At 70.2% G+C, this 20,038-nt stretch carries 18 protein-coding genes and 1 pseudogene; 6 read left to right on the top strand and 13 right to left on the bottom strand.

The window, feature by feature from the left end; translation table 11 throughout:
- Window positions 1-215: 215 nt before the first annotated feature.
- The 3 genes from ACFQU4_RS36750 to pdhA are packed head-to-tail and all read right to left on the bottom strand — an operon-like array spanning window position 216 to window position 3,749.
- Entirely contained in the window at window positions 216-1,628 is a 1,413-nt protein-coding gene (locus tag ACFQU4_RS36750; protein ID WP_377501950.1) for a dihydrolipoamide acetyltransferase family protein, read from the bottom strand.
- Window positions 1,629-1,641: 13 nt separating this feature from the next.
- Window positions 1,642-2,619 carry an alpha-ketoacid dehydrogenase subunit beta gene (locus tag ACFQU4_RS36755; protein ID WP_377501953.1) on the bottom strand — a complete coding sequence of 326 codons (978 nt, stop codon included), beginning with the start codon at window positions 2,617-2,619 and terminating at the stop codon, window positions 1,642-1,644.
- Window positions 2,616-3,749 carry a pyruvate dehydrogenase (acetyl-transferring) E1 component subunit alpha gene (gene pdhA / locus ACFQU4_RS36760; protein ID WP_377501956.1) on the bottom strand — a complete coding sequence of 378 codons (1,134 nt, stop codon included), beginning with the start codon at window positions 3,747-3,749 and terminating at the stop codon, window positions 2,616-2,618. The genes ACFQU4_RS36755 and pdhA overlap by 4 nt, the downstream gene beginning before the upstream one ends.
- A 283-nt stretch (window positions 3,750-4,032) precedes the next feature.
- Between pdhA and ACFQU4_RS36765 the strand changes: the two genes are divergently transcribed.
- Window positions 4,033-5,223, top strand: coding sequence for an endonuclease (locus ACFQU4_RS36765; RefSeq protein WP_377501959.1), 1,191 nt, complete (start codon window positions 4,033-4,035; stop codon window positions 5,221-5,223).
- Between the two features lie 43 nt (window positions 5,224-5,266).
- Here ACFQU4_RS36765 and ACFQU4_RS36770 read toward each other — a convergent pair whose 3' ends face one another.
- Window positions 5,267-5,833, bottom strand: a complete 567-nt coding sequence (locus ACFQU4_RS36770; protein ID WP_377501962.1) for a CGNR zinc finger domain-containing protein — start codon at window positions 5,831-5,833, stop codon at window positions 5,267-5,269.
- A 59-nt stretch (window positions 5,834-5,892) separates the two neighbouring features.
- Between ACFQU4_RS36770 and ACFQU4_RS36775 the strand changes: the two genes are divergently transcribed.
- Window positions 5,893-6,897 (top strand): DMT family transporter, encoded by a 1,005-nt coding sequence (locus tag ACFQU4_RS36775; RefSeq protein WP_377501965.1) that lies wholly within the window; start codon window positions 5,893-5,895, stop codon window positions 6,895-6,897.
- A gap of 17 nt (window positions 6,898-6,914) precedes the next feature.
- On the opposite strand, the gene ACFQU4_RS36780 is transcribed toward ACFQU4_RS36775, so the two are convergent.
- The 8 genes from ACFQU4_RS36780 to ACFQU4_RS36815 all read right to left on the bottom strand — a co-directional run bounded on the left by ACFQU4_RS36780 (window position 6,915) and on the right by ACFQU4_RS36815 (window position 16,488).
- A complete protein-coding gene (locus ACFQU4_RS36780) occupies window positions 6,915-7,787 on the bottom strand; it encodes a CAP domain-containing protein (RefSeq protein ID WP_377501968.1) in 873 nt (290 codons plus the stop codon).
- Window positions 7,788-7,840: 53 nt separating this feature from the next.
- Complete coding sequence (locus tag ACFQU4_RS36785; RefSeq protein ID WP_377501971.1) at window positions 7,841-8,797, bottom strand: phosphotransferase; 957 nt, start codon at window positions 8,795-8,797, stop codon at window positions 7,841-7,843.
- Complete coding sequence (gene nikE / locus ACFQU4_RS36790; RefSeq protein ID WP_377501974.1) at window positions 8,794-10,413, bottom strand: nickel ABC transporter ATP-binding protein NikE; 1,620 nt, start codon at window positions 10,411-10,413, stop codon at window positions 8,794-8,796. The genes ACFQU4_RS36785 and nikE overlap by 4 nt, the downstream gene beginning before the upstream one ends.
- Window positions 10,413-11,315, bottom strand: a complete 903-nt coding sequence (locus ACFQU4_RS36795) for an ABC transporter permease (RefSeq protein ID WP_377501977.1) — start codon at window positions 11,313-11,315, stop codon at window positions 10,413-10,415. Before ACFQU4_RS36795 ends, nikE begins: the two co-directional genes overlap by 1 nt.
- A complete protein-coding gene (locus ACFQU4_RS36800) occupies window positions 11,312-12,343 on the bottom strand; it encodes an ABC transporter permease (protein WP_377501980.1) in 1,032 nt (343 codons plus the stop codon). The genes ACFQU4_RS36795 and ACFQU4_RS36800 overlap by 4 nt, the downstream gene beginning before the upstream one ends.
- A 4-nt stretch (window positions 12,344-12,347) precedes the next feature.
- Window positions 12,348-14,171 carry an ABC transporter substrate-binding protein gene (locus tag ACFQU4_RS36805; RefSeq protein ID WP_377501983.1) on the bottom strand — a complete coding sequence of 608 codons (1,824 nt, stop codon included), beginning with the start codon at window positions 14,169-14,171 and terminating at the stop codon, window positions 12,348-12,350.
- A gap of 145 nt (window positions 14,172-14,316) precedes the next feature.
- On the bottom strand, window positions 14,317-15,810 hold the full coding sequence (locus ACFQU4_RS36810; RefSeq protein WP_377501986.1) for a glycosyltransferase family 39 protein: 1,494 nt from the start codon (window positions 15,808-15,810) through the stop codon (window positions 14,317-14,319).
- 66 nt (window positions 15,811-15,876) lie between these two features.
- Window positions 15,877-16,488, bottom strand: coding sequence for a TetR/AcrR family transcriptional regulator (locus ACFQU4_RS36815; RefSeq protein ID WP_377501989.1), 612 nt, complete (start codon window positions 16,486-16,488; stop codon window positions 15,877-15,879).
- Between the two features lie 71 nt (window positions 16,489-16,559).
- Here ACFQU4_RS36815 and ACFQU4_RS36820 point away from each other — a divergent pair, with 71 nt between their 5' ends.
- The 3 genes from ACFQU4_RS36820 to ACFQU4_RS36830 all read left to right on the top strand — a co-directional run bounded on the left by ACFQU4_RS36820 (window position 16,560) and on the right by ACFQU4_RS36830 (window position 18,948).
- On the top strand, window positions 16,560-17,042 hold the full coding sequence (locus ACFQU4_RS36820) for a hypothetical protein (RefSeq protein ID WP_377501992.1): 483 nt from the start codon (window positions 16,560-16,562) through the stop codon (window positions 17,040-17,042).
- Window positions 17,043-17,072: 30 nt separating this feature from the next.
- A complete protein-coding gene (locus tag ACFQU4_RS36825; RefSeq protein ID WP_377501995.1) occupies window positions 17,073-17,879 on the top strand; it encodes a phosphotransferase family protein in 807 nt (268 codons plus the stop codon).
- A gap of 127 nt (window positions 17,880-18,006) precedes the next feature.
- The gene (locus tag ACFQU4_RS36830) at window positions 18,007-18,948 is read left to right on the top strand and encodes a type IV toxin-antitoxin system AbiEi family antitoxin domain-containing protein (protein WP_377501998.1); all 942 of its coding nucleotides are present in this window, start codon (window positions 18,007-18,009) and stop codon (window positions 18,946-18,948) included.
- Between the two features lie 54 nt (window positions 18,949-19,002).
- On the opposite strand, the gene ACFQU4_RS36835 is transcribed toward ACFQU4_RS36830, so the two are convergent.
- Window positions 19,003-19,572 carry an SH3 domain-containing protein gene (locus tag ACFQU4_RS36835; RefSeq protein WP_377502001.1) on the bottom strand — a complete coding sequence of 190 codons (570 nt, stop codon included), beginning with the start codon at window positions 19,570-19,572 and terminating at the stop codon, window positions 19,003-19,005.
- On the opposite strand from ACFQU4_RS36835, the pseudogene ACFQU4_RS36840 reads away from it, so the two are divergent.
- A pseudogene (locus ACFQU4_RS36840) lies at window positions 19,571-20,017 on the top strand (NAD(P)-dependent oxidoreductase); the annotation flags it as partial. The gene ACFQU4_RS36835 and the pseudogene ACFQU4_RS36840 overlap by 2 nt on opposite strands.
- Window positions 20,018-20,038 lie beyond the last annotated feature (21 nt).

A 20,038-nucleotide genomic window follows, 5' to 3' on the forward strand; every position in this document is an offset into this window, starting at 1 on the left:
CGCTGTCGGCCGATCGCTCCGGACGGCTCACAACTCGACCCGGCAGCGGGGTGCCGAGCGCTCCCACGACGTGGGGTGCCGCACCTCGCGACCAACCACCGCCGACCGACCGGGCACACGTGCAGCGACACGCCGCTCCTTCGACAGGCTCAGGACAGGCGCCACGCCTGCTTTTGTGCCCGGTCGGCGAGGCGGTTGGGGAGGGTCGGGGCGGGTTAGAAGAGGAGGGCTTGGGCGGGGTCGGTGAGGACGCGGGCTACGTCGGCGAGGAAGCGGGAGCCCTGTTCGCCGTCGACCAGGCGGTGGTCGAAGCTGACGGCGAGGGTGGTCACCCACCGCGGTTCGATGCGTTCGTCCGCACCCGTGCCGACGACCCAGGGGCGGCGCTGGATCGCTCCCATGCAAAGGATTCCGGCTTCCCCGGGGTTGAGGATCGGGGTGCCCCCGTCGATGCCGAAGACGCCGATGTTGGTGATCGTGAACGTACCGCCGCTGGTGTCGGCCGGCTGCGTCTTGCCCTCCTTGGCGACCTTGACCAGCTTGTCGATCCGGCCGGCCAGGGTGACCAGGTCGTCGGCGTGGGCGCCCTTGAGGTTCGGCACCAGCAGGCCGCGCGGGGTTGCCGCGGCGATGCCGAGGTTGACGCCGCGGCGGAGCACGATCTCGCGGTTCGCCTCGTCCCAGGACGAGTGCAGCTCCGGGGTACGGCCGAGCGCGAGCAGGACCGCCTTGGCAACCAGGACCAGCGGCGTCCAGCGGACCTCGCCGAGATCGCGGCGCTGCTTCAGCCGGTCCAGCAGCTCCATCGTCGCGGTCACGTCGCAGGTCAACCACTCGCTGACGTGCGGCGCCGTGAACGCCGACGCGGTGACGGCCGCGGCGGTCGCCTTGCGGACACCCTTGATCGGGATCCGCTCCTCGAGGACCGGGGCATAGGCGTACCAGCCGAACTGCGAGTCGTCCGTGGCTTGCCCTTCGACAGGCTCAGGGGACGTTGTTGTTGCGGCTTGCTCGACGTCGGCGCGGGTGATCACGCCGCCCTCGCCGGTGCCGTTGATCGTGGCCAGGTCGAGACCCAGATCCTTGGCCAGCTTGCGTACCGGGGGCTTGGCCAGGACGGCGCCGCCGGTCGGGGCGGGTTCGGCCGGGGCCGGGCCGGGCTCGGGCAGCGGGCTGCCGCTCGGCTCGGCGGGGGCGGGGCGCAGCGGGGCCTGCTCGTCGGCGCGCCGGGACACCGGGGCCGCGGTCTGGAAGGCCGCCGCGAACTGATCATGGGCCTGGACCGGGCCGGGCTCGGCGGCGGCCGCACCCTTGCGCGGCCGGCGCTTGGTCTCGGACTTCTTCGGTCCGGAGCCGACCAGGTTGGCCACCGGGCCCTCTTCTTCGACCTCCGCGCCGTCGTCGATGATCACGATCGGGGTACCGACGTCGATCAGCTGGCCCTCCGGGACCAGCAGTTCCTTGATCGTTCCCTCGAACGGGCTGGGCAGTTCGACCAGCGACTTGCTGGTCTCCACCTCGACCAGGATGTCGTTGATCTTGACCTGATCGCCCGGCTTCACCCGCCAGGTGACGATCTCAGCCTCGACCAGGCCCTCGCCCGGGTCCGGGAGCAGGAAGTTCTTCATGATCAGACCCCTCTCAGTAGGCCAGCGAGCGGTCGACGGCGTCCAGGATCCGGTCAAGATCGGGAAGGTAGTCCTCCTCGACCCGGCTCGGCGGGTACGGCATGTCGTAGCCACCGATTCTGATCACCGGGGCCTCCAGCGAATAGAAGCACTGCTCGGTGATCCGGGCCGAGATCTCCGAGCCGACGCCGAGGTTGAGCGGCGCCTCCTGCACGGTGATCAACCGGCCGGTCCGCTGCACCGACTCGACGGTGCTCGACAGGTCCAGCGGCGCGATCGTCCGAAGATCGATCACCTCGAGCTCGCGGCCCTCCTCGGCGGCGGCCGCGGCGGCGTCCAGGCAGATCTTCACCATCGTCCCGTACGCGACCAGGGTGGCATCGCGGCCAGGCCGGACCACTTGCGCCGAGTGCAGCGGCGGCGGGGTCGCCTTCTCGTCGACCTCGACGCCCTTCTCGTGGTAGCGCCGCTTCGGTTCCAGGAAGATCACCGGGTCGTCGGAGGCGACGGCCTGCTGGATCATCCAGTAGCCGTCCACCGGGTTGGAGCAGGTGACCACCTTGAGGCCGGGCGTGTGCGCGAAGTAGGCCTCGGGGGATTCGCTGTGGTGCTCGACGGAACCGATGCCGCCGCCGTACGGAATCCTGATCACGATCGGCATCTTGAGCCGGCCGGCGGACCGGTAGTGCAGCCGCGCCACCTGGCTGACGATCTGGTCGAACGCCGGGAAGACGAAGCCGTCGAACTGGATCTCACAGACCGGCCGGTAGCCGCGCAGCGCCATCCCGATCGCGGTCCCGATGATGCCGGCCTCGGCCAGCGGGGAGTCGATCACCCGGTGCTCGCCGAAGTCCTTCTGCAGGCCCTCGGTGACCCGGAAGACGCCGCCGAGCTTGCCGATGTCCTCGCCGGCCAGCACCACCTTCGGGTCGGCCTCGAGCGCCCGCCGCAGACCGGCGTTCAACGACTTCGCCAGACTCATCCTGGTCATGCCTGCCCCCCTTCGGCTGCGTCGGCGAACGACGCCTGATACTCCTCGAACCCGGCGCGCTGCTCGTCCAGGTAGGGCGTCGTGTCGGCGTACACGTTGTCGAACAGCGGGCCCAGTTCCGGATCGGGCAGGCTCAGGCAGGCCTCCCGCAACTCGGTCGCGACCTGCTGCGCCTCCGCGTCGACGGCGTCGAAGAAGTCATGATCAACAGCGCCGGACCGGGTCAGGTACGCCCGCAGTCGCTCGATCGGGTCCTTCAGCCGCCAGTGCTCGACCTCGTCGCTGAGCCGGTACTTGGTCGGGTCGTCGGCCGTGGTGTGCGCGCCCATCCGGTACGTGTACGCCTCGATGAACGTCGGGCCGTTGCCGGAGCGAGCCCGCTCCAGCGCCTCGGTGGTCACCGCGTGGACCGCCAGCACGTCGTTGCCGTCGACCCGTACGCCCGGGAAGCCGAAGCCGGAAGCCCTGCGATACAAGGGAATCCTGGACTGCCGCTCGATCGGCTCGGAGATCGCCCACTGGTTGTTCTGGCAGAAGAACACCACCGGCGCGTTGTACGAGCTGGCGAACACCATCGCCTCGCTCACGTCGCCCTGGCTGGTCGCGCCGTCGCCGAGGTAGCTGATCACCGCAAGATCACGACCGGGCTCGCCGGTGCCGACCAGGCCGTCCCGCTCGACCCCCATCGCGTAGCCGACCGCGTGCAGGGTCTGCGCACCGATCACGATCGTGTAGAGGTGGAAGCGCGACTCGACGGTGTCCCAGGCACCAAGATCAACTCCACGGAACATCGCCAGCAGCCGGACCGGCGGTACGCCGAGACAGTAGGCGACGCCGTGTTCGCGATAGGTCGGGAAGACGAAGTCCTTCGCTCCCAGGGCGCGGCCGGAGCCGACCTGCGCCGCCTCCTGGCCGAGACAGGAAGCCCAGAGGCTCAATTCGCCCTGCCGCTGCAGGGCCGTCGCCTCGGTGTCGATCTTGCGGGTCATCACCATGTCGCGGTAGTAACCCTTGATCATTTCGTCATCGCCGGTGAACGAATACCGGGGATGGCTGATCCGGTCGCCTTCTGGGGTCAGGAGCTGTACCAGCTCGACCTCGGCGTCACTGACCTCGGTCACGTCGTACATCCTCTCGTCGGGACACGTCGGTATCCGTGCTTTCCGGCACCCGGTCGTGGGGTGGCCGCGTCCGGGTGAACTTGAGGGATTCCGCGGCCGCGGAATCGGGCCGTGATCATGCGAGGGTGGTGCATCGACCCCGACCGTTCCCACAACGTACATCGTGGCTGCCGGGTGCAGGAAAACTCCTCGGGTGTCCTAGTGGTGAAGCTGGTCTGAACGGGCACCAAAACGCCCGACCGACACGCCGTCGACCATTGCGAAAAACCGTAGCCGCGTAAAAGACTGACGTATGACCCTCGTCACGCGGAGTGATCAAACATCCCGGACCACCCCTCTACGAGCTGCGCTGACCGTGCTCTTCACCGTCGCGGTCGCGCTCGCCGGACTCGCCGCACCAGGGCGGGCCCAGGCGGCCACCACAAGCGTCGCCACCGCGATTGCGGGCCAGGACGGCTCGACGGCCTCCGTCACCGGCTACGTCGTCGGCCAGCCGGTCGGCAGCGATCAGGTCCTCAGCACCGGCTTCCCGAACGACTACGCCCTCGCCCTGGCCGACACCGCCGGCGAGACCGACCCCGCCGCGATGCTGTACGTCCAGCTGAGCAGCGCCTTCCGCGCCGAGTGGGGCCTGAGCTCCAACGCCGGCCTGCTCGGCGACCGGATCGCGGTGACCGGCACCCTGACCCCGTACTTCTCCCCGCACGCCGGGCTGAAGAACCCGACGGCGATCACCGCCGCCGGCTCGGGCGAGCCGGATCCCGACCCCGGTGATCCCGGAGATCCCGATCCGGGTGCGGGCGACGACTACTACCAGCCGGCGGAGGGCAAGACCGGGCCGGAGCTGCGGGCCGCCCTGCACGACATCATCGACGGCCACACCCAACTGTCCTATGACCAGGTGTGGGACGCCCTGAAGCAGACCGACGAGGACCCGGCCAACTCCTCGAACGTGATCGAGCTCTACTCCCGCCGCTCCGTACCGAAGTCGTCCAACGGCGGCGACCCGGACGACTGGAACCGGGAGCACACCTGGGCCAAGAGCCACGGCGACTTCGGCACCTCGGCCGGTCCCGGCACCGACATCCACCACCTGCGGCCGACCGACGTCAGCGTCAACGCGGACCGTGGCAACCTCGACTTCGACCTCGGCGGGTCCGCGGTCGACGAGTGCTCCGGCTGCCTGCGCGACGGCGACTCGTTCGAGCCGCCGGACGAGGTGAAGGGCGACGTGGCGCGGATGTTGTTCTACATGGCGATCCGGTACGAGGGTGACGACGGCAAGCCGAACCTGGAGCTGAACGACCGGGTCGGCAACGGCTCGGAACCCCTGCACGGCAAGCTCTCCGTGCTGCTGGCCTGGCACGCCGCCGACCCGGTCTCCGCCGGCGAGCAGCGCCGCAACGAGATCATCTACACCGACTACCAGCACAACCGGAACCCGTTCATCGACCACCCCGAGTGGGCCGAGTCCATCTGGTAACCGGACCTTGGGTGAATTTCCGCCGGTCAGTCGCGGCGGAAATTCACCCAAGACTTCGTTGGCGGGCTCGGTAGGCGGTGACGTGCATGCGGTTGGCGCAGTTGCCGGTGTCGCAGAAGCGCTTGGAGCGGTTGCGGGACAGGTCGACCAGGACGTCCTCGCAGTCGGTCGCGGCGCAGAGCTTCAGCCGGGACCACTCGTCGGTCCGGATCAGGTCGAGGAAGGCCATCGCGGTCTCGGCCGCGATCCGCTGCTCCAGCGGCTGGTCGGCCCGGGTCAGGTGCAGGTGCCAGTCGAGTTCGTCGTGCCGGATCAGGTACGGCCTCGCGTCGCACTCGGCCAGCAGTTCGTTGACCAGGTCCGCGGCCCGGTCCCGGTCCTCGACGTCCCAGAACCGGCGCAGCCGCGGCCGCAGCGCGCGCACCTGCCGGAGCTCCTCGGCGGTGCCCAGGATGTCGCCGGAATACCGCTCGGCGGTGAGGAACTCGTCCAGTTGGGCGCGCTCGGTGAGCCGGTCCCCGTCGGTCGGGCTGAGCGAGTTGACCAGCCAGACGGCAGCCCGCAACACGGTCTCGGTGTCATGGGCGAATATCACATTGACTCCTGACATGGCCGGGACATACTGTCATGGGCGTACCCACACTTCACTCCTTACAGCCTAGGCAGCCCATGTCCACCACCGAAGCGGCCCTCGAAGCGGGGCGCAAGCAGGCCACGCGGGCCGGCCTCGCGCTGGCGCTGTTCTCCGCGATGGCGTTCGGCCTGTCCGGGTCGTTGGCCAAGCCGCTGCTGGAGACCGGCTGGTCGCCCGCCGCCGTGGTCGCGGTCCGGATCGGCGGTGCCTTCCTGGTGCTGCTGGTGCCGTGCCTGCTGATGCTGCGCCGGTACGGAACGCAGGGCCGGCTCTGGCGACCGACCGGGCGGCAGGGGCTGCGCATGATCGGGTACGGGACGACCGCGATGGCGCTGGCCCAGCTGTGCTATTTCAGCGCGGTGCAGTACGTCTCGGTCGGGGTGGCGCTGCTGCTGGAATACCTGGCCCCGGTCTTGTTGATCTTCTGGCACTGGGCCAGGACCCGGGTCCGGCCGGAGCCGCGCCGCTTCCTCGGCGCCGGGCTCGCCGTGCTCGGCCTGTTCCTGGTCCTGGACGTGGTGCGCGGTGCCGCCGTGCATCCGCTCGGCCTGCTCTGGGGTCTCGGCGCCGCCGCCTGCCTGTGCTGCTACTTCATCCTCGGTGACTCCGGTGCCGACGCTCCGGTACCGCCGCTGGTGATGACGACCGTGGGCACCGGAGTCGGGGCCACCCTGATTCTCGGCCTCGGCGCCCTGGGCGTCCTGCCGCTGGCCGCCGCGGCGGCCCCGATCCACATCCTGTCGGCCGCCGAACTGCCCTGGTGGGTGCCGGCCCTGTTGTTGATCTTGATCACCTCCGTGTCGGCGTACCTGTCCGGCATCGTCGCCGTCCGCCGGCTCGGCGCCCCGATCGCCTCGTTCGTCGCCCTGACCGAGGTGATCTTCGCGGTGATCTTCGCCGCCGTCCTGCTGAGCGAGTCACTGAGCCCGGTCCAGCTGCTCGGCGGCGCCCTGGTGATCGCCGGAATCACTGTGGTGCAAGGGATCCGACGGCCCGGACGGCGCCGGTTCGACCCGCCGGCGACCAGCCTGACCACCTGACGTCTCCGGGGCTGTGATCAGCCGCCGAAGTTCTGCACCCAGCTCCCCTTGCCGTAGTCCGGCAGGACGGTTCCGCCGTCGTACCCGACGCCGAGCTTCGTGTACGCGCAGTTCAGGATGTTCGCGCGGTGGCCGGGGCTATCCATCCAGCCTTCCATCACGTCGGCGGCGGACCGTTGGCCGACGGCGATGTTCTCGGCCATGGCGCCGCCGGTGAAGCCGGCGGCTTTCATCCGGTCGAACGGACTGCTGCCGTCCAGGCTCTCGTGGGCGAAGTAGTGCTGGTCCACCATGTCTGAAGCGTGCGCCTCGGCCGCTTCCGTCAGCGACTTGTCGACCTTCAACGCGCCGCAACCGGCCTTGGCCCGTTCCTTGTTGGTCAGTTTCAGCACCTCGGACTCGGGGCTGCCGGAGGTGTCGGCGGGCGGTTCGGAGCTCCGGGTCGGCTCCTCCGTCGGTTCCGGTTTCCGGGTGGTCGGCGTCGGCGTCGGTCGCGGCGTGGAGGTACTGGGGCGGCGGGTGGTCGGTGTCTCGGTGGGAGCGGCCGTCGACCGGTTCGGCTTCGGCGTGCGGGTGAGCTTGGGAGTCGGGGTCGGGCTCGGCTTGCGCGTGGCACTCGGCGTACGGGTCGCGCTCGGCGTACGGGTGGCACGCGGGGTCGGAGACGCGGTCGGAGTGCGCGTCACGCTCGGACTCCTCGACGGGACCTCCCAGGCGTCGTTGACCTCGGAGGTGTCGTTTCCGGCAGGGGTTTGCTCGCTCGTCCGCAAGCTGTTGCCGGGGTCGCGCAGGACGAACCAGCCGAGGCCCATCACCAGGACGAAGGCCGCCAGCGACGCGATCAGGGGACCGGGAATTCGGATCCGTTTCCGGCGCCTCGGCCTCGTCATTGGTGCACTGTAGTGCGCTGCTCACCGCCGCAGGTGAACTTCGCAGATTTCTCTCAGGACCCGGCGAGCCAGCGTTCGGCGTCGGGCAGCCAGCCTTGGCGGAGCATTCCGGCGCCGACCAGGGGACGCAGCCAGGCCTGCTCGTCCGCAGTGAGCGGCCGGCGGTCGGTGTAGGCGGCCAGGAAGAGTTGCTGGGCTTCCGAGGTGATCGGCTGCCAGTCGCGATACCAGGTGCCGAGCAGGACCAGCGCGTGGGCCAGATCGATCACCGGCGCCGCCAGCCGGGCCTCCTCGAAGTCGAGCACGCCGGTCAGCCGGCCGTCGAGCCAGAGCAGGTTGGCGCCGCGGAAGTCGGTGTGCACCGGCTGCCGGCCGGGGGGATCCGGCAGGTCGGCGGCCAGCCCGTCCAGCCGTGCCTTGAGTTCCGGTGCGGCTGCGGCACTGTGCTCGGGTACGGCCAGGAAGTCGGCCCGTCCGTCCGGCGGGCCGTCGACGCCCCAGCGGTTCCCCGGCTGCAGGGTGGCCTGTTCGGGCCAGGCCGCCAGGTCCTCGTGCAGCGAGGCCAGGACCGCCCCGGCGGCCCGTACCTGATCATGGTCGGAGCCGTCCAGCAACTCGCCCGGCAGGACCGGCTGGACGCCGATCGACCAGCCGTCCCGGACCACCTGCATGTCACCCGCGGTGGTGGCGACCGGCCGGGCCACCGGCTGCCCGCGATCGGCGAGCCAGTCGACCAGGGCGGCGCGGGCCAGCAGCCAGTCGTGCCCGCCACCGAACCGGCAGATCTTGATCATCAGCCGGCGGTCGTCGGCGGTCACCCAGATCATCAGGTTCTGGGCGCTCAGCACCACCCGGTCGACCGAGCCGACGGAGAGGCCGTACGTGTCGGCGAGCAGGGCGGTCGTCCAGGCGCCCGCGGCGTCGGCGCCGTCGAAGCCGAACCGGCGGGCGAGCTCCGCGACCGGATCGCTGCCCTCCCAGAGCATCTCGGGGGCCGGCGCGGTGATCATGACTGGCCGAGCTTCGACGGGACGACCTTGAGCAGGGTCTTCGTGTAGTCGTGTGCCGGCTCCAGCAGCACCTGCTCGACCGGCCCGGACTCGACGATCTTGCCCTGGTGCATCACCAGCACCCGGTCGGCGATGTTCCAGGCCAGCCCAAGATCATGAGTGATCACGAGTGCGCCCAGGCCGAGGTCGCGCTTCAGTTGCAGCAGCAGGGCCAGGATCTCGCCGCGGACCGAGGCGTCCAGGCTGGCCACCGGTTCGTCGGCGACCAGGAAGGACGGCTCCAGGGCCAGCGCGCCGGCGATCACCACCCGCTGCCGCTGGCCGCCGGACAACTCCTGCGGAATGGCGCCGAGGAAGCGCTCCGGCGGGGTCAGCTCGGCCTGGGTGAGCGCCCGGGCGACCCGTTCGGCCTCGTCGCCCGGCAGCCGGTGGATCCGGATCCCCTCCGCGACGGCCTCGTACACGCTGTGCTTGGGATTCAGCGACGCGCTCGGGTCCTGCAACACGAACTGCACCGTGCGCCGGTACGCCTTCAGGCCGGCCCGATCGGTCGGCATCGGCCTTCCCTGGTACGAGATCCGGCCCGAGGTCGGCCGTTGCAGGCCGAGGATGGTCCGGGCCAGCGTCGTCTTGCCGGACCCCGACTGTCCCACCAGGGCGACGATCTCGCCCGGGTGGCAGGCCATCGACACGTGATCGACGGCGCGGGTGTGCCGGCCGCGAGCGTGGAAGTCGACCACCAGGTCCTCGACCTCGAGCAACGGCCCCGACGACTGCTCGTCGCCGGCTGTGGGCGAGCCCGGCGCGAACCGGGAGCCCGGGTCGCCGATGATCGGGAACGCGGCGGCCAGCTCGCGGGTGTGCTCGTGCTGCGGGTTGGTGATCACGTCGTGCGCCGGGCCCTGCTCGACGATCCGGCCGTCCCGCATCACGACGATCCGCTCGCACACCGCGGCCAGCACGGAGAGGTCGTGGCTGATCATCATCAGGGTCAGCTGGCGGTCCCGGACCAGGCCGCTGAGCACGTCCAGCACCTGCGCCTGGATCACCACGTCCAGCGCCGTGGTCGGCTCGTCGGCGATGATCACGTCCGGGTCGCAGGCCAGCGCCATCGCGATCATGACCCGCTGCTTCTGCCCGCCGGACAACTCGTGCGGGTACGACTCCGCCCGCGCCGCCGGCAGTTCGACGAGGGCGAGAAGCTCCGCCACCCGGGCCGCCCGCGACTCCTTCGTCGAGTCCTTCCCGCCGTGCAGTTCCAGCGCCTCGACGATCTGCCGGCCGACCGTACGCACCGGGTTCAGCGAGTGCATCGCGCCCTGGAAGACGATCGCCGCCTCGGTCCAGCGGACCGCGCGGAGCCGGCCCCAGCGCATCGACCCGGTGTCCTCGCCGGCCAGCTCGATCGACCCGCTGATCTCGGCGTTGCGCGGCAGCAGCCGCAGCACCGACATGGCCAGCGTCGACTTGCCGCAACCGGACTCGCCGGCGATGCCGACCGTGCCGCCGGCCTCGATCGCCAGCGACACCCCGTCCACTGCGGCGATCTCGCCGGACTCCGAACGAGCCGTCCGATAGGTGATCCGGACGTCCTTCCACTCCAGGGCCGTGGTCATCAGCGCGCCCGCAGGGTCGGGTTGAAGACCGCTTCCAGGGCGCGGCCGACCAAGGTGAAGCAGAGCACGACGGCGACGATGGCCAGGCCGGGCGGGATGACGTACCACCAGTAGCCGGCGGTCGCGGCGCCGGTGTCCAGGGCGGTCTTCAGCATCGAGCCCCACGATACGGTCCCCGGATCGCCGAGGCCGAGGAAGCTCAGCGTCGACTCCGAGATCACCGCCGAGCCGACGGTCAGCGTGGTGTTGGCCAGCACGATCGGCAGCACCGCGGGCAGCACGTGCCGGCCGAGGATGTGGCCGTCGCCGGCGCCGAGCGCCCGGGCCCGTTCGATGTAGGGCCGGGCCTCGATGGTCAGCGTCTGCGAGCGGACCACCCGAGCGGTGCCGGCCCAGCTGGTCACGCCGATCGCGATGATGATCGTCCAGACCCCGCGGCTGAGCACCGAGGACAACACGATCGCCAGCACCAGACCGGGGATGACCAGGAAGAAGTCGATGATCCGCATGATCACCGCCTGCACCATCCCGGTGAAGTGACCGGCCGCCATCCCGACCACGGTGCCGATGATCATGGAGACCGCCGTCGCGGCGAAGCCCACCAGCAAGGAGATCCGGGATCCCCAGAGCAGCATGCCGAGCACGTCCCGGCCGGCCGGGTCGGTGCCGAGCAGGTGGGCGGCGGTGGGCGGTTCGTTCTGTGCGGCGGTGATCTTGGTGACGTCCAGCGTCTCGGCCGGGACCAGGATCGGCGTGATCACCGAGAGCATGATCACGATCAACAGCAGCACCGCGCCGACCAGTCCGGACCGGGTCCGGGTGAACTCGGTCCAGTTGTCCTTGAACTGCAGCTTGCGCCGCTCGGCGACGGCGCTGCCGCGGGAGATAATCGGGGTGCTCATGCGGCCTTCAATCTCGGGTCGAGCAGCCGGTAGACCAGCTCGGCGACCAGGTTCATGATGATCACCAGCGCGGAGAAGACGACGAAGGTGCCCTGCAGCAGCGGCAGGTCCGGCGCATCGAGTCCCTTGAAGGTCAGGAAGCCCAGGCCCGGCCAGGAGAACACGGTCTCCACCGTGACCGCGCCGCCGATCAGCCCGCCCGCGGTGAGGAAGATCAACGTCACCGTCGGCAGCAGGGCGTTCGGGACCGCGTGCCGGGTCCGTACCTTGTCCTCGGGCAAGCCCTTCGCCCGGGCCGTAGTCAGGTAGTCGGCCGTCATCTCCTCCAGCACCGAGGCCCGCATCACCATCAGGTACTGGGCGTAGACGACGGCCACCATGGTGAGCACCGGCAGCACCAGGTGCCAGGCCACGTCCAGCACCCAGGCCAATCCGGTCGCCGTAGTCCCGGCGGTCACCATGCCGCCGGCCGGGAACAGCCTCAAGCCCCCGCCGAAGATCAACAACAGCAGCAGCCCGAGCCAGAACGTCGGCACCGACCAGAAGATCAACGCCAGCCCGGTCTGCCCCTTGTCGAACAGGCTGCCCCGCTTCCAGGCGGCCCGCTGGCCGATCCACAGGCCGAGCACGATCGACACCACCGCGGCCGTACCGGTCAGCAGCAGGGTCGGCGGGATCCCTTCCAGGATGAGCTCTCCGACCGGCCGGTTGTAGACGTACGACCAGCCGAGATCACCGCGGAACAGGTCGCCGACGAAGTCGAAGAACTGGATGATCAACGGCTGGTCCAGGCCGAACTGGTGCCGCAGCCGCTCCACCTCCTCGGCACTGACCCGGCGGCCCCTGGTCATGTTGATCGCCGGATCGGAGCCGGGCAGGATCCGGAACGCGAAGAACCCGACGACGACCACCATGGCCAGGCTGACCAAGGCACCGCCGGCCTTGGTCAGCAGGTAGCGCGGCAGGGTCGAGCCGCGCGGACCCTCCTCCTCGACGACCAGGGTTTCGCCGGCCGGGGTGATGCTCAAGCCGTCACTCCCGGTCGTCGGCGGTACGGCGTCCGCGCAGCACCAGCAGCACCGCGCCGCCGGCGATCACGACCAGCACGGCGATGCCGACGCCGATCGCCCAGCCGGGCACGCCGCCACCGGTCGCACCGGGAGCCCCGGGCTCGCCCTCGGCGGCGACCGGAGTCGCGCTGTAGAGACCCCAGTAGCTGTTCTGGCCGGTGATCGGCCCCTGGCCCTCCGGCTGCCGGATGAACCCGGTGAACTTGTCGCTGCGGTAGGCCTCCAGGCTGTCGGCGTACCAGAGCACCATGTTGACGCCCGACTCGTGGATCATGCTGAAGGCCTGCTTGACGATCTCGCCCCGCTTGGCCGGATCCTGCTCCGTGTGCTGGGCCTGGTAGAGCTTGTCGAACTCCGGGTCGCACCAGTTGTTCTCACTCGTGTTGCCGGAGCCGTCGGCGTTCGGCCGCGAGTTGCACTGGTTGATCGACAGCTGGAAGTCCGGGTCCGGCCCGATCCCCCAGCCGGTGAAGTAGAGGTCGTACTTGCCCAGTGTCGAGTCGTCGTTCACCTGCTGCGGCGTCACCATCGAGACGGTGATCTCGACCCCGATCTCCTTCAGCCACGGCTTGAGGAAGTCGGCGATCAGCTGGTGCGAGGGCTCGGTGTTGCGGCCCATCAGGCGCAGCTTGAGCGGCTTGCCCTCCTTGTCGAGCCGGATGCCGTCCGGTCCCTTGGCGTAGCCGGCGTCGTCGAGCGCCTTGTTCGCGGCGGCGGCGTCGTACGGGTATGCCTCGGTGCCCGGCGCGAAGCCGTAGTACTGCGGATAGACGGTCGGCATCTCGGTCTCGCCGAGCTTGCCCAGCCCGTGCAGCACTCGGTCGAACAGGGTCTCCCGGTCGATCGCCATCATGATCGCCTTGCGCAGCACGGGATCCTTCAGCGCCGGATGGCCGTCGCCCATCGGCTTGCCCTCGGCGTCGATGGTGCCCGGGTTGATCGCGATCGAGCTGTAGCGGCGGCCGGCGCCGGTCACGGTGGAGATGCCCTGCTCGGTCTTCAGCGACTCGAACTGGGCCGCGGTCAGGCCGCTGACGATGTCGACCTCGCCGGTCTTCAGCGCCTGCACGGCGGCGTCGCCGTTCTTGTAGTAGACCCAGGTCAGCCCGGACAGCTTCGCCGCGCCGCGCCAGAAGTTCGGGTTGGCGACCAGTTGGACGCTCTGGCTCTGCGTGTAGGACTTGATCGTGTACGGGCCCGAGCCGACCGTGTCCGTGTCGTTCTCGTAGGTGGCCGCGTCGACCGTCTCCCAGACGTGCTTGGGCACGATCGGCAGTTCGCCGCCCGGGTTCGCGGCCTGCGGCGCGGTGAGCACGATCTCCAGCGTCTGCGGATCCTTGACGTTGACCGAGGCGACGTTCTCGACCAGGCCGCCGTTGGCCTGCTGCAGCTTGTTGTCGTTCTTGATCGCGTTGAAGGTCCAGGCCGCGTCCTCCGCGGTCAGCGGCTTGCCGTCGGACCACTTCCGGTCCTCGGGGATGTGGAAGGTCCAGGTCTTGCCGTCCGGCGAGGTTTCCCACTTGTCCGCCAGGCCGGGCACGGTCTCGTTGTTCGTGCCCCAGGTCACCAGGCTCTCGTACTGGAAACGCAGGATCGCCGTGCTGGAGGCGAGGATCGCCTGGAACGGGTTGAAGGTGTCGATGTCGGTGGTGATGGCCACCTTCATCACGGCCGCGGGATCGTCGGCGGCAGCCCGCGGCGCCACCGGCCCGGCCAGGGCCGTGGTCACCGTGAGCGCGAGCGCGGCCGCGAGGCCCGCCAGGATCCGCTTCGGCTTCACTTTCATGTCCGCCCCTTCGCAACGTCGGAGAAAGAAACAAACGACAACCTACGGCCTGTGACCCGGGTCGGCAGACCGTTCGACGGTCCGCGGGTGAAGATTTACATAGGCGTGACAGATTGCGGAAGACTCTGCCCCGCCTGAGCACCTTTCAGCCCAGCCGACGGACCTCGGGCCACGCCTCCGCCCAGGACCGGCGCGGCTCCGCGCAGAGCCGGAACGGGGCGCCGTCCTCCTCGTTGTCCACGCCCGGCGGCGAGGCGTACCGGAGCAGCAGGGTGCAGCTGCCGAACCAGCGGGCCAGGTCGGCCTCGTCGAAGTCGCCGACCACCAGTGCCATCCGTACGGTCTCGGGCGGCGGACCCCAGGCGCCGAAGGCGTTGTGCCCGGAGTAGACCGGCGGCAGCGCACCGGCCGGCCCGGCCGGGGTGGCCAGGTCGAGCCGCCGGGCGCGGGCCAGCGCACCCGCCTCGCCGTAGTTCGCGGTCAAGATCATCGCCGCGTCGGGCTGCTCCCGTGCGAGCCGGACCGCGGTCTCTGTGAAGCCGTCCCAGTCGACCGTCTCGGCGGCGTCCGGGTTGACCGCCGTGGCGACCTGGAACACCGGCGAACCGGCCGGAGCCAGCGGCAGCGCGAAGACCGCGGTCGGCACGGCGAAGATCACCAGCAGCGTGATCGCGAGGGCCCGGCGCCAGGCGATCCGGGCCAGCCAGTCCGACAGCGCCAGCACGCCGAGCGCCAGCGCCACCGGGAAGAAGCCGGCCAGGTAGTACGGCTTGCCGCCGGTGATCACGACCATGATCAACATCAGCAGGTACGCGAGCGCGATCCACCGGTGATCACGCAGCCGACGCAGGGTGAAGGTGGCGACCAGACCGGCGATCGCGAGCACCGCGAGCAGCGGGCCGATCAGCAGCAGGTGCAGCGGAACGATCATGATCCGGTCCGCCGACGACGTCGAGCCGCCGGCCGCGATGCTGGCGGCGATCTCGCGCATCGGGAAGCCGTGCCCGGCCTGCCAGATCAGGTTCGGCGCGGCCAGCAGCAGGGCGATCCCGGCCGCCAGCCATGGACCGGGCCGGGCCAGCGGCGCGCGCGGCCCGAACACCAGCAGGCCGATCAGGCAACAGGCGAGCACCAGGGCGGGGAGCACCTTGACCTCGAGGGCGACGCCGGTGATCACGCCCAGCAGCAGCCAGCCGGCCAGCCGCTGCGGGGTTCGGAGGGCCCGGATCAGGAGCATGATCACGGCGGCGGTGAGCAGGAAGTCGAACGTACTGATCGAGAACAGGTGGCCGACCGCCATCGGGAACGAGCTGAGCGCCGTGACGAGCGCCGTCAGGGTCTGCTGGCGCCCGGTGCCGCCCAGGGTCCGGGCCGTCGCGGCGGCGATCAGGATCGCGCCGGCACCGGCCAGGGCGGGCAGGATCCGGAACAAGATCAGCTGGCCGCCGACCAGGTCGTGCCACGCTGCCGCGAGCAACGGGACCAGGATCGGGTTGTCCGGCTGCGCCCAGTCCGGATGCCGGCCGCCCTCGATGAAGTAGAACTCGTCGCGATGGAATCCGTACCGGGCGGACACCAGCATCAGCGCCACGAACAGCAGCCCGGCGACGATCCAGGGACCGCGGGGACGCTCCGACACCGGCCCACCCCCGCTCACTCGATCCCGATGTCTGCATTCAACGCGGCCCGGGGCGGCCGCGCAAGATCATCGTGGCTCGGCGTCCGCGCGGTCCAGCTGGTCGGTGAGCAGGTGCCGCAGGACCTGCCGGACCCGCCGCGGCGTCAGCCGGTCGGGATAGTGCACGCCATTGAAGGCCAGCCCGTCGATCACGGCCGCGATCGTCTCGGTGCGCAGCGCCGGCTGGTCGACGCCGGCCCGGTCCACGATCCGCCGGATCAGGGTCCGGGTGCCGTCGAACAGCCGCTCCACCGCCGGCCGGAGCGAGGGCACGGTGCGGGCTCGCTCGACCATGGCCAGCCAGACCGTGACCTCGCCGAGCCGGCGCTCGTCCAGCGGCAGCAACTCCTCCAGCATGTCCAGCGCCACCTGGTAGCGGCCGGCCCGGTCACCGGGCGGCGGCAGCCGGTCCAGGTGCTCCAGCAGCCGGTCCGTGATCCGCTGCACCAGGGCCTCACCGGCCGCGGTCAGCAGGTCGTCGTAGTCGGCGAAGTAGTGCCGGACCGAGCCGATGTTGAGCTCGGCCTCGTCGGCGACGTTGCGCAGCGAGGCCCGCTCGACCCCGTGGTCGCGGACGAGTCGGAAGAAGGCGTCGATCACGACGCCGCGGCGCTCCTGCGCGTCGACCACTTTCGGCATTCGACCATTTTATCTCACCTGTGCTAACTTTGTTATATCGCACTAGTGATAAATAAAGGAGTGCCTCTTCCATGCGCGAGATCCTGATCCCGGTCCTGATCATCGGCCTGGTGATCTACACCATCGCCCGGCGGTTCCGGGGCGAGCCGCTGGTCGCCAAGGACCTGGTCGCGTCGCCGCTGATCATGCTCGGCATCGGCGTCTACAGCCTGACCAAGGTGACCGGCTGGACCGGCCTCGACGTCGGCTGGCTGGCGCTCGGCGTCGGCACCGGGCTGATCCTGGGCGCCGTGCGAGGGGCGTCCAGCGAGCTGTTCGTGCGGGACGGCGTGCTGCATCAGCGCTACACCTGGAAGACGCTGGTGGTCTGGGCCGCCTCGGCCGTGATCAGCTTCGGGCTCGGCTTCGCCGGCACCGCGCTCGGCGTGCACCCCGAGACGAAGCCGTACCCGCTGGCCCTCGGCATCGGCCTGTTCGGCGAGATGATCACCTGCGGCCTGCGCGCGCTCCGGACGGGCGAGGCGTTCGCGCCGCCGCGCCAGAACGTGCGCTGATCCGTCGCTGTTCGCCGTACCCTCGTGATCATGAGCGTCGATCCGGCCGACTTCCTGCCTCGGCTGGGCGTGCCCGAGCCCACATCGGTCGAGGCGGTGTCCGGCGGGGCGGACGGGCTGCTCTGGCGGGTCCGGTCTGGTGCGCTGACGTACGCGCTCCGGGTGCTGGGCCCCGATCGGCAGGCGCAGGCGAACCGCGAGGTGACCATGCTGCGGTCGCTGGCCGGCAGCGAGATCCCGGTGCCCGGCGTCCGCGCGGTGGCGATCGAGGCCGACCGTCCGGCGTACCTGATGGACTGGATCGACGGCCGCCCGCTGGCGGAACGACTGCTCGACCCGGCCGCGACCGACGCGGTCCGGAGCCGGCTGATGATCGAATTCGGACGCCTGCAGGCCCTGATCAACGCCCGGACCGGACCCGCGCTGGACGACGGTCCCGACTGGATCGCCCGGCGCGGTGACCCCGTGCCCGGTGCGACCGGACCGGCCCGGCTGCTGCACCTGGATTACCACCCGCTGAACGTGATGGTCCGCGACGACCGGATCGTCGCCGTCCTCGACTGGGCCAATGCGACCCTGGGCGACCCGCGCTACGACCGCGCCCGGACCGAATCCATCCTCGCCCTGATGCCCGATCCGGACGGCACGCTGGAGCCGCTGCTGGCCCAGGGCATCGCCGACTGGCGGGCCGGTTACGGCGACCCGACCCCGCCCGGCCCCGAGTTCCGCCGCTGGGCCGGCGCGGCGATGGCCGCCGATCTCGCCCCCCGCGTCGGCGACCCTGGCGTCCCCTGGCTCACCCCCACCCACCTGGCCCGCATCCGCGCCTACCGCTGAACAGTGTGGAACTTCGGTGCCACCAGACACGGCGGAAGTTTCCACAGACCGGGTGTTGTCCGCTGGGGTATCCACAGATTTGTTGTGGGGCGGCTGGTGTGGGGGCGGTCGGGTCAGAGTCCGGGGCATGAAGAAGCGCAACGTGCCTTCCGCGGCGCTGCGAGAACTGGCCGCGGCTCAGGCGGGAGTGATCAGCCTCGACCAGGCCGACGCAGGTGGACTGAGTCGGCACTCCGTGGCCCGGCTGGTCGAGGACGGGCACTGGCGACGCCTCGATCGATCGGTCCTCTATCTGTACGGGCAGCCCCCGCCGTTTCAGGCGATGGCGTGGGCCGGGATCCTGCTCGGCGGACCGGAGGCTCGCGTCGGCGGTGAGGCGGCGGCGTCTCTGCACGGTCTGACGGACGATCCGCCGGACCGGATCACGATCATGATCCCGGCTGCCCGACGACTGCGCGACCGGTGGCCCTGGACCTTCCAACGGGAGCGGCCCGGGATCCGGTCCGACCGCTCGCCAGGCAGCCCGCCTCGCCTCACCGTGGAAGACACCGTCCTCGATCTGTGCCTGGACCAGCGGTCGACGCTGCATTGGCTCACCACGGCCGTCCAGCGCCGGCGCACCACCGCCGCGCGGCTCCGCCACACCGTCGGCGAACGACGGCGGCTGACCGAGCGAAGGCTCGTGCTCGATCTGCTCACCGATGCCGGGGACGGCGTCGAGTCGCCGCTCGAACACCACTATCTGCAACGGGTCGAGCGCCGCCACGCGTTGCCGCGCGGGCGACGGCAGGTGCGCCGTCACGGTCGGCGGGGCAAGCACGACGTCGGCTACCCGGACTACGGAGTCCTGGTGGAACTGGACGGGCACCGGGGTCACACGGGTTCGGGCCGGTTCCGGGACATGCAGCGGGACAACGAGGCGATCGTGGACGGACTGGTCACGCTCCGGTACGGCTGGAGCGACGTCATCGAACGCCCCTGCGCCGTGGCCACCCAGGTCGCCGCCGTCCTCACGCGCCGTGGCTGGCCGGCGGTCCCGACCTCTTGCCCGACCTGTCCCGGCACTTAGCGTGGAACTTCGGTGCCACCAGACCCGGTCGAGATTTCCACGGTCTCGGAAGGGTCAGTACGTGCAGGGCCCCCACTGTGCAGGCTGGGTCACGTCCCGCTTCAGGTAGGCGGCGGTGACCCAGCTCTTTCGGTCGGAGAGCAGGAACCACTCGTTGTTGCCGTCGACGGCGGCGGGCGACTTCACGGAGCAGATCACGAGGATCCGGGTGCCCTTCGGCAGGGTGCCGAGCCTGGTGTCCTTGAGGTGCGGGCCCTGGCGCCGGTTGACGGCCGCGGTGGTGCTGCCGGTCCCGCCGCCGGTGGTGTCGTCGACCGGGCAGTACCTCGGCACCTTGCCGATGTTCGTCACGTAGCGTGCCGCGAGCCAGCCCTTGCCGTTGTCCAGCCGGTACCAGAGCCGGTTGCCGCCGACCGAGGTGGCGTGCACCTTGCAGGCGATCGTGACCGTCGTCCCCTTCGCCACGAGGCCTTCGTTCCTGGCGTGCGTCGTCGGCGCCGACCTGATCGTCAGGCCTCCGTTGGCGATGACCTTTCCCTTGTACCTCATCCACCCCGGGTCCGCCGAAGCCGCGAGCGCCGTCGTCGCCATCGCGACACCGGTCGCCAGTGCGAGAGCCGTCATGCGCCGAATCACCCTTGAAACACGCATCGTTCCTCCTTGGTTGGTGTACTCCCTTGCCCCTACTACGCCGCCGCCGGATCGGCGGTTACCTGGCGGAGGCAGGAGCTTTCGAAACCCGGGGTGGAACTTCGGGGTCGTCGGCACCGGTAGCGTCTGCGGTGTGAACGAGGTTGGGTTGGCCGGGTGCGCCGTGCTCGTGGTCGGTGGCGGCGCCGGGGTGTTGGCGACCGTGGCGGAGCTGCGCGAAGCCGGGGCGGCGGTCACGGTCGCGGCCGAGGACGTCGCGGTCAGCCTGGAGGACCTCGCCGACCGCGGGCTGCTCCGCTGGCACCGCGGACCGGTCACCGAGGAGTTGATCGAGGCCGCGGCCCTGGTCGTCGCCGCCACCGGAGACCCCGACCATGATCAGGAGCTTGCCGAACGGTGCCGGCACGCGGGCCGGCCGGTCCGGCGGCTGGAGGTTGAT

The organism is Microlunatus sp. GCM10028923 (assembly GCF_042666975.1).
In the GTDB taxonomy this organism is placed as follows: domain Bacteria; phylum Actinomycetota; class Actinomycetes; order Propionibacteriales; family Propionibacteriaceae; genus Microlunatus.

Excerpts from the sequence above, each read along its gene's own strand:
- ACFQU4_RS36830 (WP_377501998.1), top strand. The coding sequence starts at position 18,007 with ATGAAGAAGCGCAACGTGCCTTCCGCGGCGCTGCGAGAACTGGCCGCG.
- ACFQU4_RS36755 (WP_377501953.1), bottom strand. The coding sequence starts at position 2,619 with ATGACCAGGATGAGTCTGGCGAAGTCGTTGAACGCCGGTCTGCGGCGG.
- ACFQU4_RS36795 (WP_377501977.1), bottom strand. The coding sequence starts at position 11,315 with ATGAGCACCCCGATTATCTCCCGCGGCAGCGCCGTCGCCGAGCGGCGC.
- ACFQU4_RS36775 (WP_377501965.1), top strand. The coding sequence starts at position 5,893 with ATGTCCACCACCGAAGCGGCCCTCGAAGCGGGGCGCAAGCAGGCCACG.
- pdhA (WP_377501956.1), bottom strand. The coding sequence starts at position 3,749 with ATGTACGACGTGACCGAGGTCAGTGACGCCGAGGTCGAGCTGGTACAG.
- nikE (WP_377501974.1), bottom strand. The coding sequence starts at position 10,413 with ATGACCACGGCCCTGGAGTGGAAGGACGTCCGGATCACCTATCGGACG.
- ACFQU4_RS36770 (WP_377501962.1), bottom strand. The coding sequence starts at position 5,833 with ATGTCAGGAGTCAATGTGATATTCGCCCATGACACCGAGACCGTGTTG.
- ACFQU4_RS36820 (WP_377501992.1), top strand. The coding sequence starts at position 16,560 with ATGCGCGAGATCCTGATCCCGGTCCTGATCATCGGCCTGGTGATCTAC.
- ACFQU4_RS36785 (WP_377501971.1), bottom strand. The coding sequence starts at position 8,797 with ATGATCACCGCGCCGGCCCCCGAGATGCTCTGGGAGGGCAGCGATCCG.
- ACFQU4_RS36765 (WP_377501959.1), top strand. The coding sequence starts at position 4,033 with ATGACCCTCGTCACGCGGAGTGATCAAACATCCCGGACCACCCCTCTA.
- ACFQU4_RS36780 (WP_377501968.1), bottom strand. The coding sequence starts at position 7,787 with ATGACGAGGCCGAGGCGCCGGAAACGGATCCGAATTCCCGGTCCCCTG.
- ACFQU4_RS36805 (WP_377501983.1), bottom strand. The coding sequence starts at position 14,171 with ATGAAAGTGAAGCCGAAGCGGATCCTGGCGGGCCTCGCGGCCGCGCTC.
- ACFQU4_RS36835 (WP_377502001.1), bottom strand. The coding sequence starts at position 19,572 with ATGACGGCTCTCGCACTGGCGACCGGTGTCGCGATGGCGACGACGGCG.
- ACFQU4_RS36825 (WP_377501995.1), top strand. The coding sequence starts at position 17,073 with ATGAGCGTCGATCCGGCCGACTTCCTGCCTCGGCTGGGCGTGCCCGAG.
- ACFQU4_RS36750 (WP_377501950.1), bottom strand. The coding sequence starts at position 1,628 with ATGAAGAACTTCCTGCTCCCGGACCCGGGCGAGGGCCTGGTCGAGGCT.
- ACFQU4_RS36815 (WP_377501989.1), bottom strand. The coding sequence starts at position 16,488 with ATGCCGAAAGTGGTCGACGCGCAGGAGCGCCGCGGCGTCGTGATCGAC.